The following is a 20793-nucleotide window of genomic DNA, read 5'->3' as shown; positions in this document are numbered from 1 at the left end:
GCCGGGGGCACGCCCGTGTCCGGGACCCGGGATGATGGTGCACGTGACTGAGCCGCTCGTACCTCGCATGCAGGGATTCGGGACGACGATCTTCGCGGAGATGTCCGCGCTCGCGGTGCGGACCGGGTCGATCAACCTCGGCCAGGGCTTCCCGGACACCGACGGCCCGCCGCGGATGCTGGAGACGGCCGTCGAGGCGATCCGCTCCGGCGGCAACCAGTACCCGCCCGGCCCCGGACTGCCCGAGCTGCGCCGGGCCGTGGCCGCGCAGCGGCGCGAACGCTACGGCCTGGACTACGACCCCGACACCGAGGTCTACGTCACCGTCGGCGCCACCGAGGGCATCGCCGCCGCCATGCTGGCGCTGGCGAACCCCGGCGACGAGGTGATCGTCTTCGAGCCGTACTACGACTCCTACGCCGCCACCATCGCGCTGGCCGGGGCGGTGCGGCGGCCCGTGACGCTGCGCCCGGACGGCGGCCGCTTCACCTTCGACCCGGACGAGCTGCGCGCCGCCGTCGGCCCCCGCACCCGCATCATCCTGGTGAACTCCCCGCACAACCCGGCGGGCACCGTGTTCACCCGCGCGGAGCTGGAGACGATCGCCGCGCTGTGCCGCGAGCACGACCTGATCGCGGTCACCGACGAGGTCTACGAGTACCTGACGTTCGACGGCGCCGAGCACATCCCCCTGGCGACCCTGGACGGCATGCGCGAACGCACCGTCGCGGTGTCGTCGGCGGGCAAGACGTTCTCGGTCACCGGCTGGAAGACCGGCTGGGTCACCGCGCCCGCCCCGTACGTGCGGGCCGTGCAGACGGTCAAGCAGTTCATGACGTACGCGGTCGGCGGCCCCTGGCAGCGCGCCGCCGCCTACGCCCTGAGCAACGAGCTCGACTGGGTGGCCCGGCTGCGCGACTCGCTCCAGGCCAAGCGCGACCGGCTCGTCACCGGCCTGGAGGCGGCGGGCTTCGCGACCGTCCGCCCGCAGGGCACCTACTTCGTGCAGGCCGACATCCGCCCGCTCGGCTTCACCGACGGCATGGAACTGGCCCTGGCCCTGCCGGAGAAGGCCGGCGTCGTCGCCATCCCCACCCAGGTGTTCTACGACGACGCCGCGGCCGGATCGCATTTCGTCCGGTTCGCCTTCTGCAAGAAGGACGAGGTCATCGACGAGGCCGTCGAACGCCTGCGCCGCCTCGGCTGAGAAACCCGAACGCCGGCTGTAAATCCGGCGGCCCTCCCGGGACTACGTGACGACAACGATCCCCCGAGCCCGAGGGAGGGCCTTCGTGGATGATCCCGCGGCGCGGTTCACGAGGCTGTACGACGAGAACTACCGGCGGGTCCTGGCGTACGCGCTCACCCACGCCGAACCGCACACCGCCGAGGACGTCGCCAGCGAGACGTTCCTGATCGCCTGGCGGCGGCTCGGCGAGGTGCGCGACCCCGCGCTGCCGTGGCTGCTCGGCGTCGCCCGCAACATGCTGCGGAAACAACGCGACGGCGGACGGCGAAGACGCGCCCTGGCCGAGCGGGTCGCCGCGCTCGCCACCCCCGCCGACCAGGCCGCCTGGGACGTCGCCGAGCACGTCGTCGAACGCGAGAGCGCGCTGGCCGCCGTCGCCGGGCTGCCCGAGCGGGACCTGGAGGTCCTCGCCCTGGTCACCTGGCACGGCCTGGAGCCCCGGCAGGCCGCCAGGGTCGTCGGCTGCTCGTCGGCGGCGCTGTTCGTCCGCCTGCACCGGGCCCGCAAACGCCTCGCGCGCGCCCTGGAGAACGGCCCACCGGCCGCGCCGTCCCGCCCCGTGAACCGCAGAGTCGCCGAGGAGGCGACCCGATGACCATCGGAGCCGACATGAAGCGCACCCCGGCAGACATCGACCGGACGTTCTCCGCGTTGCGGCCCGCCGCCCTCGACGCGCTCGCCGAGGACGCCTACGCCCGGCGCCGCGACGCCGACATCGACGAGATCACGCGGTCGGGCGAACCCGCGCGGGCGGCCCGGCCGCGCCCGTTGCGGCGGCCGACCCTGCTGGTCGCGAGCGTCGCGACGGCCTGCGCCACCGTCGCGGGCATGGTCGTCGTCTCGGCCGCGCGGGACGACGCGCCGCGCTCGGTGACGACGCAGCGCCCGTCCGGGCCCACGGACGCCCGCGGCGTCCTGCTGGCCAGCGCCCAGACCGTCGAACGGACCAAGGAGACGCCCGGCCGCTACTGGTACACCAAGTGGCGCATGCAGACGCTGAGCAACATCAGGTTGACCCCCAGCGGCGACCAGCGGAAGGCCAAACTGCCGTACACCTACCGCCGCACCACGACCGAGGAGCGCTGGCTGTCGCGCACCGGCCGCGACCGCTCGCGCTCGATCACCGGCATCGACGACAAGGTCGACTTCCCGACCCCGCAGGACGAGGCGAAGTGGCGCAGCACGGGCGCGCCGCGCCTGACCGGCCCGCACGGCTCCAAGCCGAGGGTGCTCGACGACCACCAGAAGTTCGGGGAGATCGTCGCCAACGAGCCGGTGACGGTCGACGCCCTGCTGAAGCTGCCCACGGACGCCGACGCGCTCACCGCCGACCTGAAGCGCAGGTACAAGCGGGACGTGCGGCGGTCGGGCGAGGACATCGCGGGCCCCTTCGAGTACTTCGTGTGGAGCACGGCGGAGAGCCTGCTGGCGGGGCCGATCACACCGGGCACCAAGGCCGCCTTCTACCGGGTGCTGGCCGAGCAGCCCGGCATCCGCACCGAGGGCAGGACCACCGACCCGCTCGGCCGGGCGGGCGTCGCCGTGTCGATGAGCGGCGAGGGCTACAGCCTCCGCCTGATCGTCGACCCGGGGACGGGGCGTCTGCTGGCCGCCGAGAACCGCACCGGCGACACGCCCGGGGCCCGCGGCTCGTCGGTGACGTACCTGGACATGGGCTGGGTCGACCGGCTCGACGCGCGTCCCTAGCCGGACGCCCGGCCCCGGCGCCCGAACGCGCGCCGAACCGGCCACATCTGCCGAACATACGGCTCCGCCTGGGCGAATTTCGCCCAGGCGGAGCCGTCGTTTCGGGGCTACGGTCGGGCCGTGAGCAGGCACGCAGCGGGACCGTTCGACGGCGAGCGGGTCCTGATCGCGCTGGGCGGCAACGCCATGACCGCGCCCGACGGCAGCGCCGCCCCGCACGCCCAGCGCGCGGCGGTCGAGGCGGCCATGGAGCACGTGGCCGACCTGGTGGCGGCGGGCGCCCGGGTCGCGCTGACCCACGGCAACGGCCCGCAGGTCGGCAACCTGCTGATCAAGAACCAGCTGGCCGCCGACGTGGTGCCGCCGGTGCCGCTGGACTGGTGCGGCGCCCAGACCCAGGCCACCGTCGGCGTGCTGATCATGAACGCGCTGGAGCGGGCCCTGGCCGCCCGCGGCGCCGCCCGTCCGGTCACCGCGATCGTCACCCGCACGCTGGTGGACGCCGCCGACCGCGCGTTCGCCGACCCGGTCAAGCCGGTGGGCCGCTACTTCCCGCGGGCCGAGGCCGAACGGTTCATGGCGCTCGGGCAGGCGTGGCGCTCCTACGGGCCGCGCGGCTGGCGGCGCGTGGTGCCCTCGCCCGAGCCGCTGGAGATCCTCGACGCCGGGGCCGCCGCCCTGCTGCTGGACGCCGGCCACATCGTCGTCGCCGCCGGCGGCGGGGGCGTGCCCGTCGTCCGCGCCGCCGGCGGCGAGGGCGCGCGGGCGGAGGGGAACGCCGACGGCGCCCTGCGCGGCGTGGAGGCGGTCGTCGACAAGGACCTGGCGGCGGCGCTGCTGGCCCGGCGGCTGGGCGCCACCACCCTGGTGATCGCCACCGACGTGGAGCACGTCCTGGTGGGGTACGGCACCCCCCGTGAACGTCCGCTGCACCGCACCGCCGCGCGCGAGCTGCGCACCCTCGCCGCCGCCGGGCACTTCGCCGGGGGCAGCATGGGGCCGAAGGTGGCGGCGGCGTGCCGGTTCGTCGAGGGGGGCGGCCGCCGCGCCGCGATCACCTCGCTCGACCGGATCACCGACGCGGTCCGCGGCAAGGCCGGAACCGTCGTGGAACCCGGCGAGCGCACCGGAGCCGGCGGCGGGCCCTCCGCCCACTGAGCAGGCGGCGAGAACACGACTGGAGAGCGAGGAGCGGCGACGTGCCCGACCCGATCGAAGTCCGCAAGATCCCCATCGAGAGCGTGACCGACGCCTCCGGGCTGGCCCGGCTGATCGACGACGGCGTGCTGGAGGCCGACCGGGTGCTGGCCGTGGTGGGCAAGACCGAGGGCAACGGCGGCGTCAACGACTACACCCGCCTGCTGGCCGACCGGGCGTTCCGCGAGGTGCTGGTCGCCCGCGGCACCCGCACCGAGGAGGAGGTGCGGAACGTCCCGCTGGTGTGGTCCGGCGGCACCGACGGGGTGCTCAGCCCGCACGCCACCGTGTTCGCCACCGTCGACCCGGCGACCGTGCCCGCCACCGACGAGCCGCGCCTGTCGGTCGGGGTGGCGATGAGCGAGGTCATCCTGCCCGAGGACATCGGCCGTCCCGCCATGGTCGACAAGGTCGCCGCCGGGGTGCGCGATGCCATGAAGACCGCCGGCATCGACGACCCGGCCGACGTCCACTACGTCCAGACCAAGACGCCGCTGCTCACCCTCGACACCATCAACGACGCGCGCTCGCGCGGCCGGGACGTGGTCACCGAGGACACGCTGAAGTCGATGGACATCTCCAACTCGACCACGGCCCTCGGCATCGCGGTCGCGCTCGGCGAGATCGAGCCGCCCCGGCCCGAGCAGATCCACCGCGACCTGACGCTGTACTCGTCGGTGGCGTCGTGCTCGTCCGGCGTGGAGCTGGACCGCGCCCAGATCGTCGTGGTCGGCAACGTGCGCGGCATCGGCGGCCGGTACCGGGCCGGGCACGCGGTCATGCGGGACGCGCTGGACGCCGACGGGATCTGGGCCGCGGTCCGCTCGTCCGGGCTGGACCTGCCCGACCGGCCCCATCCCGGCGACCTGGACGGCCGCCTGGTCAACGTGTTCATCAAGTGCGAGGCCGACCCGTCCGGGCGGGTGCGCGGGCGCCGCAACATCATGCTGGACGACTCCGACGTGCACTGGCACCGGCAGATCAAGGCGTGCGTGGGCGGGGTGGCCGCGTCGGTCACCGGCGACCCGGCGGTGTTCGTGTCCGTCGCCGCCGTGCACCAGGGCCCGTCCGGCGGCGGCACCGTGGCGGCCATCGCCGACCTGGGCTGAGGTGATCACGACCGGTGAGCCGATAACCGCACTGGGTGGTCGCCGGAGGCTATAGCCTCGTGGCCGTGCGCGACCTGACCATTCCCGAACCCCAGTTCCCCGGCGACGACGGCTCCGCCGACCCGCGGCTGCGCGAGGCGCTGGCCGGATACGCCGAGGGCCGTCTCGGCGAGCACGCGGTGCTGCGGGAGCTGGCCGGCGCGCGGCTGCTGATCCCGGTCGTCGCCGTGCTCACCGAGGAGGAGGACGTCGCCCCCGGCGAGCTGCGCCGCGAGAAGTCCAGCGACATGGCGCTGCCCACGCTGGTCGGCGCGGACGGCCGCCGCGGCGTGCTCGGCTTCACCAGCGCCGACACCCTCAAGGCGTGGCGGCCCGACGCCCGCCCGGTCGCGGTGCACGCCCGGCAGGCGTGCCAGGCCGCACTGGACGAGGGCGCGCAGGCGCTGGTGCTGGACGTGGCGGGTCCGGTGCCGTTCGCCGTGGACGGCATCCGGCTGCACCTGCTGGCCGAGGGCCGTCCCGTCCCGCCGCCGCACGAGGACCCGGACGTGCTGGCCGCCGTGGAGGCCGCGTTCGGCCCCGAGGAGGCGGTCAGCGGCGTGCGCGTCGGCCGCGGCGGCGAGGCCGAGCTGGCCATCAGCTTCGCCGTGCGGCCCGGGCACGACGAGCGCGACGCCGTGCGCCGCGTCTCCGACCGCCTCGCCGAGATGCTGCGCGGCCGCATCGTCGGCGGCGTCGAGCTCACCGTCGTCCGCCGCTGAACGCACCGCCCGGCACCCGGTAAATGGTTCGCGGGGGCCCGGGCGCGTTGGACATGCTGGGGCGCATGCCGGAGATCTTCGACGACGCGAAGGTGACCGCCTTCATCGACAACGGCTTCGTGCGCGTGCCGGAGGCGTTCCCCCGCGAGGTCGCCGACGCCTGCCGCGCGATCATGTGGCCGGACACCGGCTGCGACCCCGACGACCCGTCCACCTGGACCAAGCCCGTGGTGCGGCTGTGGCACTACGAGCAGGAACCGTTCCGCGTGGCCGCCAACACGCCGAAGCTGCACGCCGCGTTCGACGCCCTCGTCGGCCGCGGCCGGTGGGTGCCGCGGCCCGGTCTCGGCACCGTCCCGGTGCGGTTCCCCAGCGAGGACGACCCCGGCGACGCGGGCTGGCACGTCGAGGCCAGCTTCCCGGGGGACGACCCGGACGACTTCATGGGCGCGCGGCTGAACGTGTCGTCCAAGGGGCGGGCGCTGCTGATGCTGTTCCTGTTCTCCGACGTCGGCGAACTGGACGCGCCCACCAAGATCCGCGTCGGCTCGCATCTGGACGTGGCGCCGATCCTGGAGCCCGCCGGGGAGGAGGGCCTGTCGTTCATGGAGGCGGCGCAGAAGGCCGTACCGGCGACCGAGCACCGGCCGGTCGCCCTGGCCACGGGGCGCGCCGGGGACGTCTACCTGTGCCATCCGTTCGTCGTGCACTCCGCGCAGCCGCACCACGGCACCGAGCCGCGCTTCATGGCGCAGCCGCCGCTGTACCCGAGGGAACCGCTGCGGCTGGAACGGCCCGACGGGGCCTACTCCCCGGTGGAGACGGCGATCCGGCGAGGTCTCGGGCGCTGAGCGTCGTCCGCGACGTACGCTCGGCGTTCCAGGCACCCCGCCGTCGAACCGTCACCGAGGAGAAAGCCGTGGCCACCGTGCCGACGATGCAGGAGGCGCTGCTCCGGCTCACCGACTACTGGGCCGGGCGCGGCTGCCTGATCGTCCAGCCGATGAACACCGAGGTCGGCGCGGGCACCCTCAACCCGGCCACCGCGCTGCGGGTGCTCGGCCCCGAGCCGTGGCGGGTCGCGTACGTCGAGCCGAGCGTGCGCCCCGACGACGCCCGCTACGGCGACAACCCCAACCGGCTGCAGACCCACACCCAGTTCCAGGTGATCCTCAAGCCGGAGCCCGGCGACGCCCAGGATCTGTACCTGGGCAGCCTGGCCGCCCTCGGCGTCGACCTGCGCGCCCACGACGTGCGGTTCGTCGAGGACGACTGGGCGTCCCCGGCCCTCGGCGCCTGGGGCCTCGGCTGGGAGGTGTGGCTGGACGGGCTGGAGATCACCCAGTTCACCTACTTCCAGCAGTCCGGCGGGCTGACCCTGGACCCGGTGTCGGTGGAGATCACCTACGGCATGGAGCGGATCATGATGGCGCTCCAGGAGGTCACCCACTTCAAGGACATCGCCTACGCCCCCGGGGTGTCCTACGGCGAGGCGTTCGGGCAGGCCGAGTACGAGATGAGCCGGTACTACCTGGACAACGCCGACATCGCCACCGGCCGGGAGCTGTTCGAGGCGTACGCGGCCGAGGCCCGGCGGATGCTGGACGCGCGGCTGCCGGTGCCCGCCCACCTGCACGTCCTGAAGTGCTCGCACGCCTTCAACGTGCTCGACGCGCGCGGCGCGATCGGCACCACCGAACGGGCCCGCGCCTTCGCCCGCATGCGCGACCTGGCCCGCGAGGCCGCCGAGCTGTGGACCGAGCGCCGCGCCGAGCTGGGGCATCCGCTCGGCGACGCCGCCACCCGCCCGGCCGCAGCCGCCGAGCCCGCCGCGTTGCCGCAGATCACCGCGCCGGGCACGTTCGCGCTGGAGATCGGCATGGAGGAGCTGCCGCCGCGCGAGGTGCCGCGCGCCGTCCGGTACGTCGCCGACACCCTCGTCCAGGGCCTGCGGGAGGCGGGCCTGTACGCCGACGACACTCAGGTCGACGAGTACGGCACCCCGCGCCGCCTCGTCGTCGTGATCCGGCGGCTGGAGCCGCGCGAACCCGACACCGAGCAGGTGGTCAAGGGGCCGCGCCTGGCCGCCGCCTACGACGAGGCCGGCGGCCCGACCCGGGCGCTGCTCGGCTTCGCCCGCTCCCAGGGCGTCGACCCGGAGCAGGTCGGGACGGTCACGGTCGGCGGCGGCCGGTACGCGGGGCTGACCCGCACGGTCCCCGGACGCCCGGCCGCCGAGGTGCTCGCCGAGCTCGTCGCCCGCGTGGTGCGCGGGCTGCGCGCCGACAAGAACATGCGGTGGAACGCTCCCGGCCTGGCCTACGCCCGCCCGATCCGCTGGCTGGTCGCGCTGCTGGACGAGCACGAGCTGCCGGTGACGGCGGCGGGCCTGACGGCGGGCCGCGTCACCCGCGTGCACCGCACCGCCGGCGAGCCGCTGGTGCCCGTGCCGTCCGCCGCCGCGCTGCCGGAGACGCTGCGCGCCCACGGGATCGAGCCCGACCCGGCCCGCCGCCGCGAGCGGATCGTCGAGGAGGCGCAGGCCCTGGCCGCCCGCGAGGCCGGCGGCGCCGTCGACGCGGCGGGCGAGCAGCCCCTGATCGAGGAGATCGTCCACCTGGTCGAGGAGCCGGTGGCGATCCTCGGCTCGTTCGACCCGGCCTACCTGGAGCTGCCGCAGGAGATCCTCACCACCGTCATGCGCAAGCACCAGCGCTACCTGCCGGTGCGGCGCCGCGACGGGTCGCTCGCCCCGCACTTCGTCGCGGTCGCCAACGGCGCCTGCGACCACGCCGCGGTCCGCGCCGGCAACGAGGCGGTGCTGCGCGCCCGGTTCGAGGACGCGGCGTTCTTCTTCCGGCACGACCTGCGCGCCACGCCCGAGGAGATCGGCCGCGGCCTGGACCGGCTCACCTTCGCCGACCGCCTCGGGTCGATGGCCGACCGCGCCGCCCGCATCCGCGCGATCGCCGCCGACCTCGCCGGCCTGCTCGGCGGCGACCTCACCGCGAGTGAGGCCGCCGCGCTGCGCCGGGCCGGGGAGCTGGCCAAGTTCGACCTCGCCTCGTCCATGGTGATCGAGCTGTCGTCGCTGGCCGGGACCATGGCCCGCGAGTACGCGCGGCGCGCGGGCGAGGACGAGGCCGTCGCCCGCGCCCTGTACGAGATGGAGCTGCCCCGGTCGGCGGGCGACGAGCCGCCGTCGAGCGTGGCGGGCGCGCTGCTGGCCGCCGCCGACCGGCTCGACCTGCTCGCCGGCCTGTTCGCCGTCGGGTCCGCGCCCACCGGCAGCTCCGACCCGTTCGGGCTGCGCCGCGCCGCGCTCGGCCTCACCGCGATCCTGCGCGCCGTGCCGCGGCTGGCGCCGGTCACCGTGCGGGACGGGCTGGAGATCGCCGCGCGGCACCAGCCGGTCGAGGTGACCGCCGAGGCCCTGGCCGAGACCGAACGGTTCGTCGCGCGGCGGCTGGAACAGGCGCTGCTCGACGACGGCCACCCGGTGCGCGTCGTCCGGGCCGTCCTGCCGCACGCCGGATCGCCCGCGTACGCCGAACGCGCCGCCGCCGACCTGGCCGGGCTGCTGCGCACCGAACGCTTCGACCGGCTCGTCACGGCGTTGCAGCGAGTCCTGCGGATCATCCCGGAGGACACGGCGGCCGGGTACGACCCCGAGCTGTTCACCGAGCCCGCCGAGCACCGGCTGGAGGAGGCGTTCACCCGCGTGCGCGCCGGCCTGGCGGGCCGTACGCCCACCCTGCCGGAGTTCACCGACGCGGCGCTGCCGCTGGCCGCGCCCGTCGACGCCTACTTCGACGACGTCATGGTGATGGCGAAGGACCCCGCCGTCCGCGCCAACCGCCTGGGCTTGCTGGCCGCCGTCCGCGACCTGGTGGCCCCCGTCCTGGACTGGCGCGAGATCACCTGAGCTCCGGTCTCAGACAGTGGACGGGGGCACGGCGGGGAGCGGCGAGTTAATAGGATCGTCAGCATGCTGCGCTGGTTGACCGCGGGGGAGTCCCATGGCCCGGCCCTCACCGCGATCGTGGAGGGCCTTCCGGCGGGCGTGCGCGTGACCTCGGCCGGCATCGCCGAGGAGCTGCGCCGCCGCCGGCTCGGCCACGGGCGGGGCGCCCGTATGAAGTTCGAGCAGGACAAGGTCACGGTCGTCGGCGGCGTCCGCCACGGCGTGACGCTGGGCGGCCCCGTCGCGGTCGAGGTGGCCAACACCGAGTGGCCCAAGTGGGAGACGGTGATGTCCGCCGACCCCGTCGACCCCGACGTGCTCGCCGCGCAGGCCCGCAACGCGCCGCTGACGCAGCCGCGGCCCGGGCACGCCGACCTGGTCGGCATCCAGAAGTACGGCTTCGACGACGCGCGTCCGGTGCTCGAACGCGCCAGCGCACGCGAGACCGCCGCCCGCGTCGCCCTCGGCGCCGTCGCCAAGGCGTTCCTGCGCCAGGCGCTCGGCGTGGAGATCCTCAGCCACGTCATCGCGCTCGGCGAGATCGGCGTGCCCGACGACGCGCCGCTGCCCGCGCCCGGCGACCTGGCGCGCGTGGACGACGACCCGGTGCGCTGCTTCGACGCCGGCGCCTCCGCCGCGATGGTCGCGCACATCGACGCGCTGAAGAAGGCGGGCGACACCCTCGGCGGCGTCGTCGAGGTGCTCGCCTACGGCCTGCCGCCCGGCCTGGGCAGCCACGTGCACTGGGACCGCCGCCTGGACTCGCGGCTGGCCGGCGCCCTCATGGGCATCCAGGCGATCAAGGGCGTGGAGCTCGGCGACGGCTTCACCACCGCGCGCCGCCCCGGCTCCCGCGCCCACGACGAGATCGAGGGCACGCCCGAGGGCGTGCGCCGCCGCACCAACCGCGCCGGGGGCGTCGAGGGCGGCATGACCACCGGCGAGGTGCTGCGGGTGCGCGCCGCGATGAAGCCGATCTCCACCGTGCCGCGCCGCCTGGACACCATCGACGTGCGCACCGGCGAGCCCGCCAAGGCCATCAACCAGCGCAGCGACGTCACCGCCGTGCCCGCCGCCGGGGTGGTCGCCGAGGCCATGGTCGCGCTGGTGCTCGCCGACGCGGCGCTGGAGAAGTTCGGCGGCGACTCGGCCGAGGAGACCGCCCGCAACGCGCAGGGCTACCTGTCGTCCCTGGCCGTCAAGTAGGGAGCGCCGACGATGACCCAGCCCAAGGCCGTGCTCATCGGCCCGCCCGGATCGGGCAAGTCCACCGTCGGCGCGGCCCTGGCCGAGCGCCTCGGCGTCACGCTGCGCGACACCGACTCCGACGTCGAGGCCGCCGCGGGCCGCCCGATCAGCGAGATCTTCATCGACGACGGCGAGGAGCGGTTCCGCGAGCTGGAACGCGCCGCCGTGCGGGCCGCCCTCGCCGAGCACGACGGCGTCGTCGCGCTGGGCGGCGGCGCGGTCCTGGCCGCCGAGACGCAGGAGCTGCTGGCCGGGCACACCGTGGTGTACCTGAAGGTCGGCCTGTCGGAGGCGGTCAAGCGGGTCGGCCTGGCCACCGCGCGTCCCCTGCTGGTGCTCAACCCGCGCAGCCAGCTGCGCAGGCTGCTGAACGAGCGGCTGCCCATCTACGAGCGGCTCGGCACCCTGCACGTCGACACCGAGGGCCGCGCCCCCGAGGAGATCGTCGAACAGATCGTCAAGGAGATCCCGTGACCGCGGTGCGGGTGCCCGTCGGGCAGGACTACGACGTCGTCATCGGCACCGGCGTGCTCGGCGAGCTGCCCGCCCTGCTCGGCGAGGGGGTGCGCACCGTCGCGGTCGTGCACGCCGAGGGGCTGCCGGAGATCGCCCGTCCCGTCTGCGGGGCGCTGGAGCAGGCGGGCCTGATCGTGCACGCCCTGCCCGTCCCGGACGGCGAGGCGGCCAAGGAGGTCGGCGTGCTGGCCGGGCTGTGGTCGCGGTTCGCCCAGCTCGGCATGACCCGCTCGGACGCCGTCGTCGGCGTGGGCGGCGGCGCCACCACCGACCTGGCCGGGTTCGCCGCCGCGTCGTGGCTGCGCGGGGTGCGCGTCGTGCTGCTGCCCACCACGCTGCTGGGCATGGTGGACGCCGCGGTCGGCGGCAAGACAGGCATCAACATCCCCGAGGGCAAGAACCTGGTCGGCGCCTTCCACCCCCCGGCGGGCGTGCTGTGCGACCTGGCCACCCTCGTCACCGTGCCGCGCCAGGACTACGTCAGCGGCCTGGCCGAGGTGATCAAGGCGGGGTTCATCGCCGATCCCAAGATCCTGGACCTGGTGGAGGACGACCCCGAGGGCGCCGCCTCCCCGGACGGCCCGCACACCCGCGAGCTGGTCGAACGCTCCGTCCGCGTCAAGGCGGCCGTGGTGTCGGCCGACCTGAAGGAGAGCGGCCTGCGGGAGATCCTCAACTACGGCCACACCCTCGGCCACGCCATCGAGAAGGTCGAGGAGTACCGCTTCCGGCACGGGCACGCCGTGGCGATCGGCATGGTGTACGCCGCCGAGCTGGCCCGCCTGGCGGGCCGCCTGCCCGCCGACCTGGTGGCGCGGCACCGCTCGGTGCTGGCCTCGGTCGGCCTGCCCACCGCCTACCGCGCCGACGCCTGGCCGCGGTTGCGCGCCGCCATGTCGATCGACAAGAAGGCCCGCGGCGCCACGCTGCGCTTCGTCGTCCTGGACGGCCTGGCCGAGCCCGGCCGCCTGGAGGCCCCCGCCGAGGACCTCCTCACCGCCGCCTACCGGGAGGTCAGCCGATGAGCAGCCGGGTGCTGGTGCTGAACGGGCCGAACCTGCGGCGGCTGGGGACGCGGGAGCCGGACGTGTACGGGGCGTCCACGTTCGACGACCTGGTGGCGCTGTGCCGGGAGACGGGGCGGCGCCTGGACCTGCACGTCGAGGTGCGGCAGACCGACGACGAGGCGGAGATGATCCGCTGGGTGCACGAGGCGGCCGACGAACGGCTGCCGGTGGTGATCAACCCGGCGGCGTTCACGCACTACTCCTACGGGCTGCGCGACGCGCTGGCGCAGCGCACCGCGCCGCTCGTCGAGGTGCACATCTCCAATCCCGCGGCCCGCGAGGAGTTCCGGCACACCTCGGTGGTGGCGGGCGTGGCGACGGGCACGATCGCCGGGTTCGGGATGCTGTCGTACGTGCTGGCGCTGCAGGCCGTGGCCGAGCTGATCGCCCAGGACGCGGCGAAGTCCTGACGCGCGTCACGCGCGCCGCCGTCCGCGCCGCTCAGGCGGTGGCGGAGGCGGTGTGGGCGAGCTCCTTCAGTTCGGCGATCACGTCGTCGAGGGGGCTCAGGTCGCGCTGGGCGCGGCACATGATCGTGGCGCCCTCCACGGCGGCCACGATGAGGCGGGCCAGGCGGCCGGCGCGCTCGTCGGGCACGCCGGCATTGGCCAGGCCCGTGGCCAGGGTGTCCTGCCAGCGGTCGAACACGGCGGCGGCGGCCGCGGCCAGCTGCGGGGCGTCCTCGTGCGACTCCACGGTGACCGCCACGACGGGGCAGCCCGCCCGGAAGTCGCTCTTGACCAGGACGCGCCGCCACCACGCGACGAACGCGTCCACGGCCGAGGCCGGGTCGCCGCCTTCGACGGCCGCCTGGATGCCCGAGTTGAGGAACTCCCCGGCGTAGCGGACCGCCTCCTCGGCCAGCTGCGCCTTGCCGCCGGGGAAGTGGTGGTAGATCGACCCGCGCGGCGCGCCGCTGTGCCTGATGACCTCGCGGAACCCCGTGCCGCTGTAGCCGCGCTCGCGGAAGAGGTAGGCCGCGCTGCGCACCATGCGTTCCCGGCTGTCCCTGCCCATGGCACCGATTATGACATTCATCATAAGCTTCGCGGGTTGACCATGACGCATGTCATAGGGACGGTTGGTGGTGTATGCCGGACGTCATACCTAGGTACGGTGAAGGAGAACCCGGTGATCGATCTGAGTCGTGACGGGCAGGTCCACGTCCTGCGGTTCGACGCGGGGGAGAACCGGTTCGGCCCGCGGTTCCTGGACGGCATGGACCAGGTCCTGGCGTCCCTGGAGAAGCACGACGGCCCCGGTGCCGCGCTGGTGACCGTCGGCACCGGCAAGTTCTACTCCAACGGCCTCGACCTCGACTGGCTCGGCGCCAATCCCGACCGGCTGGAGGAGTACCTGGGCCGCGTCCACGAGATGTACGCGCGGCTGCTGGAGCTGCCGATGCCGACGGTTGCGGCCGTCAACGGGCACGCGTTCGCCGCGGGCGCGATGCTGACGCTGTGCCACGACCTCACCGTCATGCGCACCGACCGCGGCTACTTCTGCCTGCCCGAGGTCGACCTGGGCATGACGTTCTCGCCGGGCATGCGCGCGGTGATCCAGGCGCGGCTGTCCCCGGGCACCGCCCACGAGGCGATGCTCACCGGCCGCCGCTACACCGCCGAGCAGGCCGAGCGGGCCGGGATCGTGCACCGCACCGCCGCCGAGGCGGACGTGCTGCCCGCCGCCGTCGAGCTGGCCGCCTCGCTGGCGGGCAAGAACGGCACGGTGGTGCGCGGCATCCGCACCGGGATGTACGCCCAGGTCATCGAGGCTCTGCGCGGCCCCGCCCTGGGCTAGGGGCGGCTCGGCCGCGGACGGCCCGGCCGCGTGCGTTACCGTCGACAGAATCCAGTTCGGTTCGTGGAGGGGATGCCGATGCGCATCGGGATGGCGCTCAACTACGCGGGCGGCTTCAAGGAGACCGTGGAGGAGCTGGCCGACTTCGAGAAGGCCGGGCTCGACATCGTGTTCGTCGCCGAGGCCTACAGCTTCGACGCGGTGAGCCAGCTCGGCTACATCGCCGCCAGGACCGAACGGCTGCAGATCGCCTCCGGGATCCTGCCGATCTACTCGCGCACGCCCACGCTGCTGGCGATGACCGCCGCGGGCCTGGACTACGTGTCGGAGGGGCGCTTCACCCTGGGCATCGGCGCGTCCGGCCCGCAGGTGATCGAGGGCTTCCACGGCGTGCCGTACACCGCCCCGCTCGGCCGCACCCGCGAGGTCATCGAGATCTGCCGCAAGGTGTGGCGGCGCGAGCGGCTCGAACACAGCGGCAGGCACTACGCCATGCCGCTGCCGGAGGGGCAGGGCACGGGCCTCGGCAAGCCACTGAAGATCATCAACCGTCCGGTGCGGGCCGACATCCCGGTGCTGGTCGCCGCGATCGGACCCAAGAACGTCGAGCTCACCGCCGAGATCGCCAACGGCTGGGAGCCGATCTTCTACGTCCCCGAGAAGGCCGCCGAGGTGTGGGGGCCGGCGCTGGCGGCGGGCCGGGCCCGGCGCGACCCGGCGCTCGGCGATCTGGACGTGGTCGGGCAGGCGCCGCTGGCCATCGGCGACGACGTGGACGGCTACCTGGAGTTCGGCCGTCCCATGGCCGCCCTCTACATCGGCGGCATGGGCGCCAAGGGCAAGAACTTCTACAACGACCTGTGCCGCCGCTACGGCTGGGAGAAGGAGGCCGAGGAGATCCAGGACCTCTACCTGGACGGCAAGAAGGACGAGGCCGCGGCCAAGGTCCCCTACGAGCTGCTGCAGAAGATGTCGCTGATCGGGTCCGAGGGCCACGTGCGCGAGCGGCTCGCGGCGATGAAGGAGTCCGGCGTCACCACGCTGAACGTCACCCCGATCGCGGGCGACCACAAGGGCCGCCTCGCGCTCGTCGAGAAGATCAAGGAGATGGCCGCCGACCTGGACTAGCCGCCACCGGAACGGCGGCGCCGGACCGGCGGTGCCCGGACGACGCGCCCCGCGGCGCCGGGACCGGTCCACCAGGTCAGGCGGAATGTCCGCCCTGTCGGGCTTTGTCGGCGGTGGACTACAGTCCTGGCCATGGAGGAAATCCGCCGCGCACGGCGCGAGCGGCTGGCCGCGTGGACGGCCGCCCACGACCTGGACGCCCTGTTGGTCACCCGGCTCGTCAACGTGCGGTACCTGACCGGTCTGGACAGCTCGAACGCCGCGCTGCTCGTGCCCGCCGACGGGCCCCCGCTGCTGGCCACCGACGGACGCTACGCCGGCACCGCCGCCCGCGTGTGCCCCGAGCTGGAGGCCGTCATCGACCGGCACACCGCCGAGACGCTGCTGGAGCGGGCGGGCGGGGCCGGGGCGCGGCGGCTCGGCTTCGAGCCCCACGCGGTCACCGTCGAGCGGCACACCGAGCTCACCGGCAGGGCCGCCGAGGGGCTGGAGCTGCGGCCCGCGGGACGCCCCGTCGAGGAGCTGCGCACGGTCAAGGACGACGCCGAACTGGCGCTGCTGGCCGAGGCGTGCGCGATCACCGACCGGGCGTTCGACGCCGTCCTGCCCCTGCTCCGCCCCGGCGTGACCGAACGGGAGATCGCCATCGCGCTGGAGCGGCGCATGGTCGACCTGGGCGCCGAACGGCCCGCGTTCGACTCGATCGTGGCCTCCGGGCCCAACGGCGCGATCCCGCACCACCAGCCCGGCGACCGGCCGCTGGCCCGCGGCGACCTGGTCACCATGGACTTCGGCGCCCTGTACGGCGGCTACCACGCCGACATGACCCGCACCGTCGCGATCGGCGCCGTCGCCGGCTGGCAGCGCGACCTGTACGACCTGGTGCGCCGCGCCCAGCAGGCCGCGGTGGACGCCGCCCGCCCCGGCGCCGAGACCATGGCCGTGGACGCCGCCGCCCGCGACATCATCAAGGCCGCCGGGCACGGCGACGACTTCACCCACGGCCTCGGACACGGCGTCGGCCTGGAGATCCACGAGGCTCCGCTCATGGGCTACGACAGGACCGGTAAGCTGGTGGACCGGGTTCCGATCACCGCCGAGCCGGGGGTCTATCTCGCCGGGCGCGGCGGGGTCCGCATCGAGGACACCCTGGTGGCCCGCACGGGCGGTCCGGAGCTTCTCACCACGACCACCAAGGACCTGCTCGACCTGTGAACCCACGGGGCGTGCGAGTCCGACCTTGACAACCGGGGGGTGCGGGGGATCTCCCCCCACCCTTTGAGACACGACCACGAACCGAGGCGGGGACGGCCCCGTCAGGGGGCAGGAGAGGACGCTGTGGCGACGACGAACGACCTCAAGAACGGCATGACGCTGAGGCTGGACGGCGAGCTGTGGACGGTCCTGGAGTTCCAGCACGTCAAGCCCGGCAAGGGCGGCGCGTTCGTGCGCACCAAGATCAAGCACGTGCTGTCGGGCAAGGTGGTCGACAAGACCTTCAACGCCGGCACCAAGGTCGAGGTGGCCAGCGTCGACAAGCGGGAGATGCAGTACCTCTACCGCGAGGGCGAGGACTTCGTCTTCATGGACACCCAGACCTACGACCAGCCGCACATCCCCGCGGCGGTCGTCGGCCAGGCCGCCGACTACCTGCTCCCCGAGCAGATGGCCACCATCGCCTTCCACGGCGAGGACCCGCTGTACGTCGAGCTGCCCGCGGCCGTGGTGCTGGAGATCACCGAGACCGAGCCGGGCCTGCAGGGCGACCGCTCCACCGGCGGCACCAAGCCCGCGACGCTGGAGACCGGCGCGCAGATCCAGGTCCCGCTGTTCATCACCACCGGCGAGAAGGTCAAGGTCGACACCCGCTCGGGCGAGTACCTCGGCCGCGGCTGATGGCGGCCGCGAGCAGACGCACGACGGCTGGACTGAGGAGCGCAGGGAGCTTGCGACCGGAGCGACGAGGGAAGCCGTCGTGTGAAGACGGCTGCGAGCCGCCGAGCGGAGCGAGGCAATGAGCGCTAGGACGAAGGCGCGCAAGCTGGCGCTGGACATCCTGTTCGCCGCCGAGCTGCGCGAGGAGCGGCCGACCGACGTGCTGGGCGCGCGCGGGCGGCCCAACCAGGACGAGCTGGCCGAGTACGGGCACGCGGTCCGGCTGATCGAGGGCGTGCAGGAGCACCGCGAGCGCATCGACGAGCTGCTGTCCACCTACGCGACCGGCTGGACGCTGGACCGCATGCCCGCCGTCGACCGCAACATCCTGCGGATGGGCGCGTTCGAGCTGCTGTGGGTGGACGACGTGCCCGACGGCGTGGCGGTCAGCGAGGCGGTCGCGCTGGCCACCGAGCTGTCCACCGAGGAGTCCCCGCGCTTCGTCAACGGGCTGCTGTCGCGGCTGCAGCGGCTCAAGCCGTCGCTCGCGCTGTAGGCCCGGCCACTAGGGTGGAACCATGATGGACGGGCGGCAGCCGAAACGCGCGCGGGGGAGCGGGCCGCGCACCGCCGTGCTGTGGGACGCGCTGCGCGCCGTCCTCGACCGCATCGCACCCGAGTCCGGGCCGAGCGACGTGGTGGACGTCGGCGGCGGCACCGGCGGGTTCGCGGTGCCGATGGCCGAGCTGGGCCACCGGGTCACCGTCGTCGACTCCAGCCCCGACGCGCTGGCCGCGCTGGAGCGGCGCGCCGCCGAGTCCGGCGTCACCGTGCGGGCGGTGCAGGGCGACGCGGTCGACCTGCCCGACCTGCTCGGCACCGGCACCGCCGACCTGGTGCTGTGCCACAACGTGCTGGAGTACGTCGACGACCCCGAGGCGGCCATGGCGGCGCTGACCGCCGCCGTGCGCCCCGGCGGCTCGGTCAGCGTGCTGGTCGCCGGGCAGATCGGCGCGGCGCTGCACCGGGCCGTGCACGGGCACTTCGACGACGCCCGGCGCGCCCTGACCGACCCGGACGGCCGGTGGGGCGAGCGCGACCGCACCCCCCGCCGCTTCACCCGGCAGACGCTGTCGGACCTGGTGGACAAGGCCGGGCTGCGGGTCGGCGAGCTGCACGGCGTGCGGATCTTCGCCGACCTGGTGCCGGACGCGATGCTCGACGGCGAACAGGACGCGGCCGCCGCGCTGATCGCCCTGGAGCAGGTCGCGGCCGTCCACCCGGTGCTGCGGGAGCTGGCCACGCAGCTGCACCTGCTGGCCCACAAGGACGCCTGAGGGCGGCCGTGAGCCGTAAGCAGCAGCTGCACCGGCCCGGCCCGCCACCCGGCCCGCCCGCCGACGACACCGGCTGCGCCATCCTGCACGTCGACATGGACGCCTTCTTCGTCGGCGTGGAGCTGCTGGAACGGCCCGAGTTGCGCGGCCGTCCCGTGATCGTGGGCGGCACCGGCACGCGCGGGGTGGTGTCCTCGGCGTCCTACGAGGCCCGAGCGTACGGCGTGCACTCGGCCATGCCGATGAGCCGGGCCCGGCGGCTGTGCCCGCGCGCGGTGGTGCTGCCGCCCCGGCACGACCGCTACGCCCGGGTGTCGGCCGCCGTCATGGAGATCTTCCGGTCGGTGACCCCGCTGGTCGAGCCGCTGGCCCTGGACGAGGCGTTCCTGGACGTCGCCGGGGCCCGCCGCCGCCTCGGCCGCCCCGCCGAGATCGCCCAGATGATCCGCGCGCAGGTCGCCGAACAGCAGGGCCTGACCTGCTCGGTCGGCGTGGCCAGTACCAAGTTCGTCGCCAAGCTGGCCTCCACGCAGTGCAAACCGGACGGAATGCTGGTCGTGCCCGCCGACGGCGTCCAGGAGTTCCTGCACCCGCTGCCCGTGGCCGCCCTGTGGGGCGTCGGCGACCGCACCGAGGAGGCCCTGCTCCGCCTCGGCCTGCGCACCGTGGGGCAGCTCGCCCAGGTGCCGCCGGCCACGCTCCAGCGCGAGCTGGGCAACGCCCTCGGCGCCCATCTGCACGAGCTGGCCTGGGGCCGCGACCCCCGGCCCGTCGTGCCGCGCAGCCCCGACAAGAGCATCGGGGCCGAGGAGACCTTCGACACCGACGTCGACGACCCCGAGACGATCCGGCGGGAGCTGCTGCGGCTGTCGGAGAAGGTCGGCGCCCGGCTGCGCGCCGCCGGGCACGTGGGCCGCACGGTCAGCGTCAAGTTGCGCCGGTCCGACTTCACCACGCTCACCCGGTCGCGCACGCTCCGTGAACCCACCGACGTCGCCCGTATGATCTATGTCACAGCGTGCGAGTTGTACGAGGCGTCCGGACTCGACCGGGTACGCCTGCGTCTGGTGGGGGTCCGGGTGGAGAATCTGGTCCCGGCCGACCAGGCCGTCCGCCAGCCGACCCTGGACGAACCGGAGACCGGCTGGCGCGAGGCCGAACGCGCGGTGGACCAGGTGAGCAGGCGTTTCGGCAGCGGCGCCGTACGCCCGGCGGCCCTGGTGCGGCGCGCCGATGCCACCGGAGGGCGAGACGAGGGGGACACGAGGTGACATCGAGATGACCGGCATCCGCCACGCGGTCGGCCGTTCGCTTTCGTCCGCCCGGCGCGCCTCGTATTCTGGGCATATCACCGTTGAGGTTCCCGTCCTGCATCGGATACCCCGTCGCGGGGCTGTCGTTGGGAGGCGCCGTGCCGCTCTCTGAGCACGAGCAGCGCATGCTCGACCAAATCGAGCAGGCGTTGTACGCCGAGGATCCGAAGTTCGCTCACGCGGTCCGCTCGACCAACCCGCAGGTTCATTACAAGCGCCGCATCGTCAAGGCCGCCCTCGGTTTCGTGGTGGGCGTCTGCGCGCTGATGGCGGGGCTCGTGATCAACAAGGGCTCGGTCACCATCGCGATCAGCGTGACCGGCTTCCTGCTGATGGTCGTCTGCTGCGTCTGGGCCCTGTCCAGCTGGAAGCGCATGACGGGCATCGGCACCGAGGCACAGCAACAGCAGCAGCCCAGGCGCCAGGCCAAGCCCAAGGCGACCTTCATGGAGCGCATGGAGGAGCGCTGGCGCCGCCGCACCGAAGGCGAGTGACCCCCGGGGGCCGCCCCCGGCCCCCGTA

21 protein-coding genes are annotated in these 20793 nt (G+C 74.1%); 20 read left to right on the top strand and 1 reads right to left on the bottom strand.

Going from position 1 to position 20793, the window contains the following annotated elements; all coding sequences use genetic code 11:
- The first annotated feature begins 34 nt into the window (after nucleotides 1–34).
- From ABZ801_RS06520 to aroQ, 12 genes are all read left to right on the top strand, one after another.
- Nucleotides 35–1207 (top strand): pyridoxal phosphate-dependent aminotransferase, encoded by a 1173-nt coding sequence (locus ABZ801_RS06520; protein WP_344955498.1) that lies wholly within the window; start codon nucleotides 35–37, stop codon nucleotides 1205–1207.
- 85 nt (nucleotides 1208–1292) lie between these two features.
- Entirely contained in the window at nucleotides 1293–1844 is a 552-nt protein-coding gene (locus ABZ801_RS06515) for a sigma-70 family RNA polymerase sigma factor (RefSeq protein ID WP_344955500.1), read from the top strand.
- Complete coding sequence (locus ABZ801_RS06510; protein ID WP_360693672.1) at nucleotides 1841–2956, top strand: CU044_5270 family protein; 1116 nt, start codon at nucleotides 1841–1843, stop codon at nucleotides 2954–2956. The genes ABZ801_RS06515 and ABZ801_RS06510 overlap by 4 nt, the downstream gene beginning before the upstream one ends.
- A 120-nt stretch (nucleotides 2957–3076) precedes the next feature.
- Nucleotides 3077–4114 carry a carbamate kinase gene (locus tag ABZ801_RS06505; RefSeq protein WP_360693669.1) on the top strand — a complete coding sequence of 346 codons (1038 nt, stop codon included), beginning with the start codon at nucleotides 3077–3079 and terminating at the stop codon, nucleotides 4112–4114.
- Nucleotides 4115–4155: 41 nt separating this feature from the next.
- Nucleotides 4156–5262: a ring-opening amidohydrolase gene (locus ABZ801_RS06500; RefSeq protein WP_360693666.1), complete on the top strand. Its 1107-nt coding sequence runs from the start codon at nucleotides 4156–4158 to the stop codon at nucleotides 5260–5262.
- A gap of 65 nt (nucleotides 5263–5327) precedes the next feature.
- Nucleotides 5328–6023 carry an SseB family protein gene (locus ABZ801_RS06495; RefSeq protein ID WP_344955507.1) on the top strand — a complete coding sequence of 232 codons (696 nt, stop codon included), beginning with the start codon at nucleotides 5328–5330 and terminating at the stop codon, nucleotides 6021–6023.
- A 65-nt stretch (nucleotides 6024–6088) separates the two neighbouring features.
- Nucleotides 6089–6874 carry a phytanoyl-CoA dioxygenase gene (locus tag ABZ801_RS06490; protein WP_360693663.1) on the top strand — a complete coding sequence of 262 codons (786 nt, stop codon included), beginning with the start codon at nucleotides 6089–6091 and terminating at the stop codon, nucleotides 6872–6874.
- A gap of 68 nt (nucleotides 6875–6942) precedes the next feature.
- The gene (locus ABZ801_RS06485; protein WP_360693661.1) at nucleotides 6943–9948 is read left to right on the top strand and encodes a glycine--tRNA ligase; all 3006 of its coding nucleotides are present in this window, start codon (nucleotides 6943–6945) and stop codon (nucleotides 9946–9948) included.
- A gap of 63 nt (nucleotides 9949–10011) precedes the next feature.
- Nucleotides 10012–11193 (top strand): chorismate synthase, encoded by a 1182-nt coding sequence (gene aroC / locus ABZ801_RS06480; protein ID WP_360693658.1) that lies wholly within the window; start codon nucleotides 10012–10014, stop codon nucleotides 11191–11193.
- Between the two features lie 12 nt (nucleotides 11194–11205).
- The gene (locus ABZ801_RS06475) at nucleotides 11206–11709 is read left to right on the top strand and encodes a shikimate kinase (protein WP_360693655.1); all 504 of its coding nucleotides are present in this window, start codon (nucleotides 11206–11208) and stop codon (nucleotides 11707–11709) included.
- On the top strand, nucleotides 11706–12776 hold the full coding sequence (aroB, locus tag ABZ801_RS06470) for a 3-dehydroquinate synthase (protein ID WP_344955518.1): 1071 nt from the start codon (nucleotides 11706–11708) through the stop codon (nucleotides 12774–12776). The genes ABZ801_RS06475 and aroB overlap by 4 nt, the downstream gene beginning before the upstream one ends.
- Nucleotides 12773–13228, top strand: coding sequence for a type II 3-dehydroquinate dehydratase (aroQ, locus tag ABZ801_RS06465; protein WP_344955520.1), 456 nt, complete (start codon nucleotides 12773–12775; stop codon nucleotides 13226–13228). Before aroB ends, aroQ begins: the two co-directional genes overlap by 4 nt.
- A gap of 31 nt (nucleotides 13229–13259) precedes the next feature.
- Here the strand turns inward: aroQ and ABZ801_RS06460 are convergent, their stop codons facing one another.
- Nucleotides 13260–13835: a TetR/AcrR family transcriptional regulator gene (locus ABZ801_RS06460; protein WP_344955522.1), complete on the bottom strand. Its 576-nt coding sequence runs from the start codon at nucleotides 13833–13835 to the stop codon at nucleotides 13260–13262.
- Nucleotides 13836–13949: 114 nt separating this feature from the next.
- Between ABZ801_RS06460 and ABZ801_RS06455 the strand changes: the two genes are divergently transcribed.
- The 8 genes from ABZ801_RS06455 to ABZ801_RS06420 all read left to right on the top strand — a co-directional run bounded on the left by ABZ801_RS06455 (nucleotide 13950) and on the right by ABZ801_RS06420 (nucleotide 20765).
- Nucleotides 13950–14618, top strand: a complete 669-nt coding sequence (locus ABZ801_RS06455) for an enoyl-CoA hydratase-related protein (RefSeq protein WP_360693650.1) — start codon at nucleotides 13950–13952, stop codon at nucleotides 14616–14618.
- Nucleotides 14619–14696: 78 nt separating this feature from the next.
- Nucleotides 14697–15746, top strand: coding sequence for an LLM class F420-dependent oxidoreductase (locus ABZ801_RS06450; protein ID WP_360693647.1), 1050 nt, complete (start codon nucleotides 14697–14699; stop codon nucleotides 15744–15746).
- Nucleotides 15747–15878: 132 nt separating this feature from the next.
- Nucleotides 15879–16961 carry an aminopeptidase P family protein gene (locus ABZ801_RS06445; RefSeq protein ID WP_360693644.1) on the top strand — a complete coding sequence of 361 codons (1083 nt, stop codon included), beginning with the start codon at nucleotides 15879–15881 and terminating at the stop codon, nucleotides 16959–16961.
- A gap of 123 nt (nucleotides 16962–17084) precedes the next feature.
- On the top strand, nucleotides 17085–17642 hold the full coding sequence (gene efp / locus ABZ801_RS06440; RefSeq protein WP_344955530.1) for an elongation factor P: 558 nt from the start codon (nucleotides 17085–17087) through the stop codon (nucleotides 17640–17642).
- A gap of 118 nt (nucleotides 17643–17760) precedes the next feature.
- Entirely contained in the window at nucleotides 17761–18177 is a 417-nt protein-coding gene (gene nusB / locus ABZ801_RS06435; RefSeq protein ID WP_344955532.1) for a transcription antitermination factor NusB, read from the top strand.
- A gap of 22 nt (nucleotides 18178–18199) precedes the next feature.
- Nucleotides 18200–18958: a methyltransferase domain-containing protein gene (locus tag ABZ801_RS06430; protein ID WP_360693639.1), complete on the top strand. Its 759-nt coding sequence runs from the start codon at nucleotides 18200–18202 to the stop codon at nucleotides 18956–18958.
- 8 nt (nucleotides 18959–18966) lie between these two features.
- Nucleotides 18967–20229 (top strand): DNA polymerase IV, encoded by a 1263-nt coding sequence (locus ABZ801_RS06425; protein WP_344955536.1) that lies wholly within the window; start codon nucleotides 18967–18969, stop codon nucleotides 20227–20229.
- A 140-nt stretch (nucleotides 20230–20369) separates the two neighbouring features.
- Complete coding sequence (locus tag ABZ801_RS06420) at nucleotides 20370–20765, top strand: DUF3040 domain-containing protein (protein ID WP_360693636.1); 396 nt, start codon at nucleotides 20370–20372, stop codon at nucleotides 20763–20765.
- The last annotated feature ends 28 nt before the right edge of the window (nucleotides 20766–20793 follow it).

This window comes from Actinomadura sp. NPDC047616 (genome assembly GCF_040642915.1).
Taxonomy (GTDB): domain Bacteria; phylum Actinomycetota; class Actinomycetes; order Streptosporangiales; family Streptosporangiaceae; genus Spirillospora; species Spirillospora miaoliensis.
This window is presented reverse-complemented; position numbering and strand designations above follow the sequence as displayed.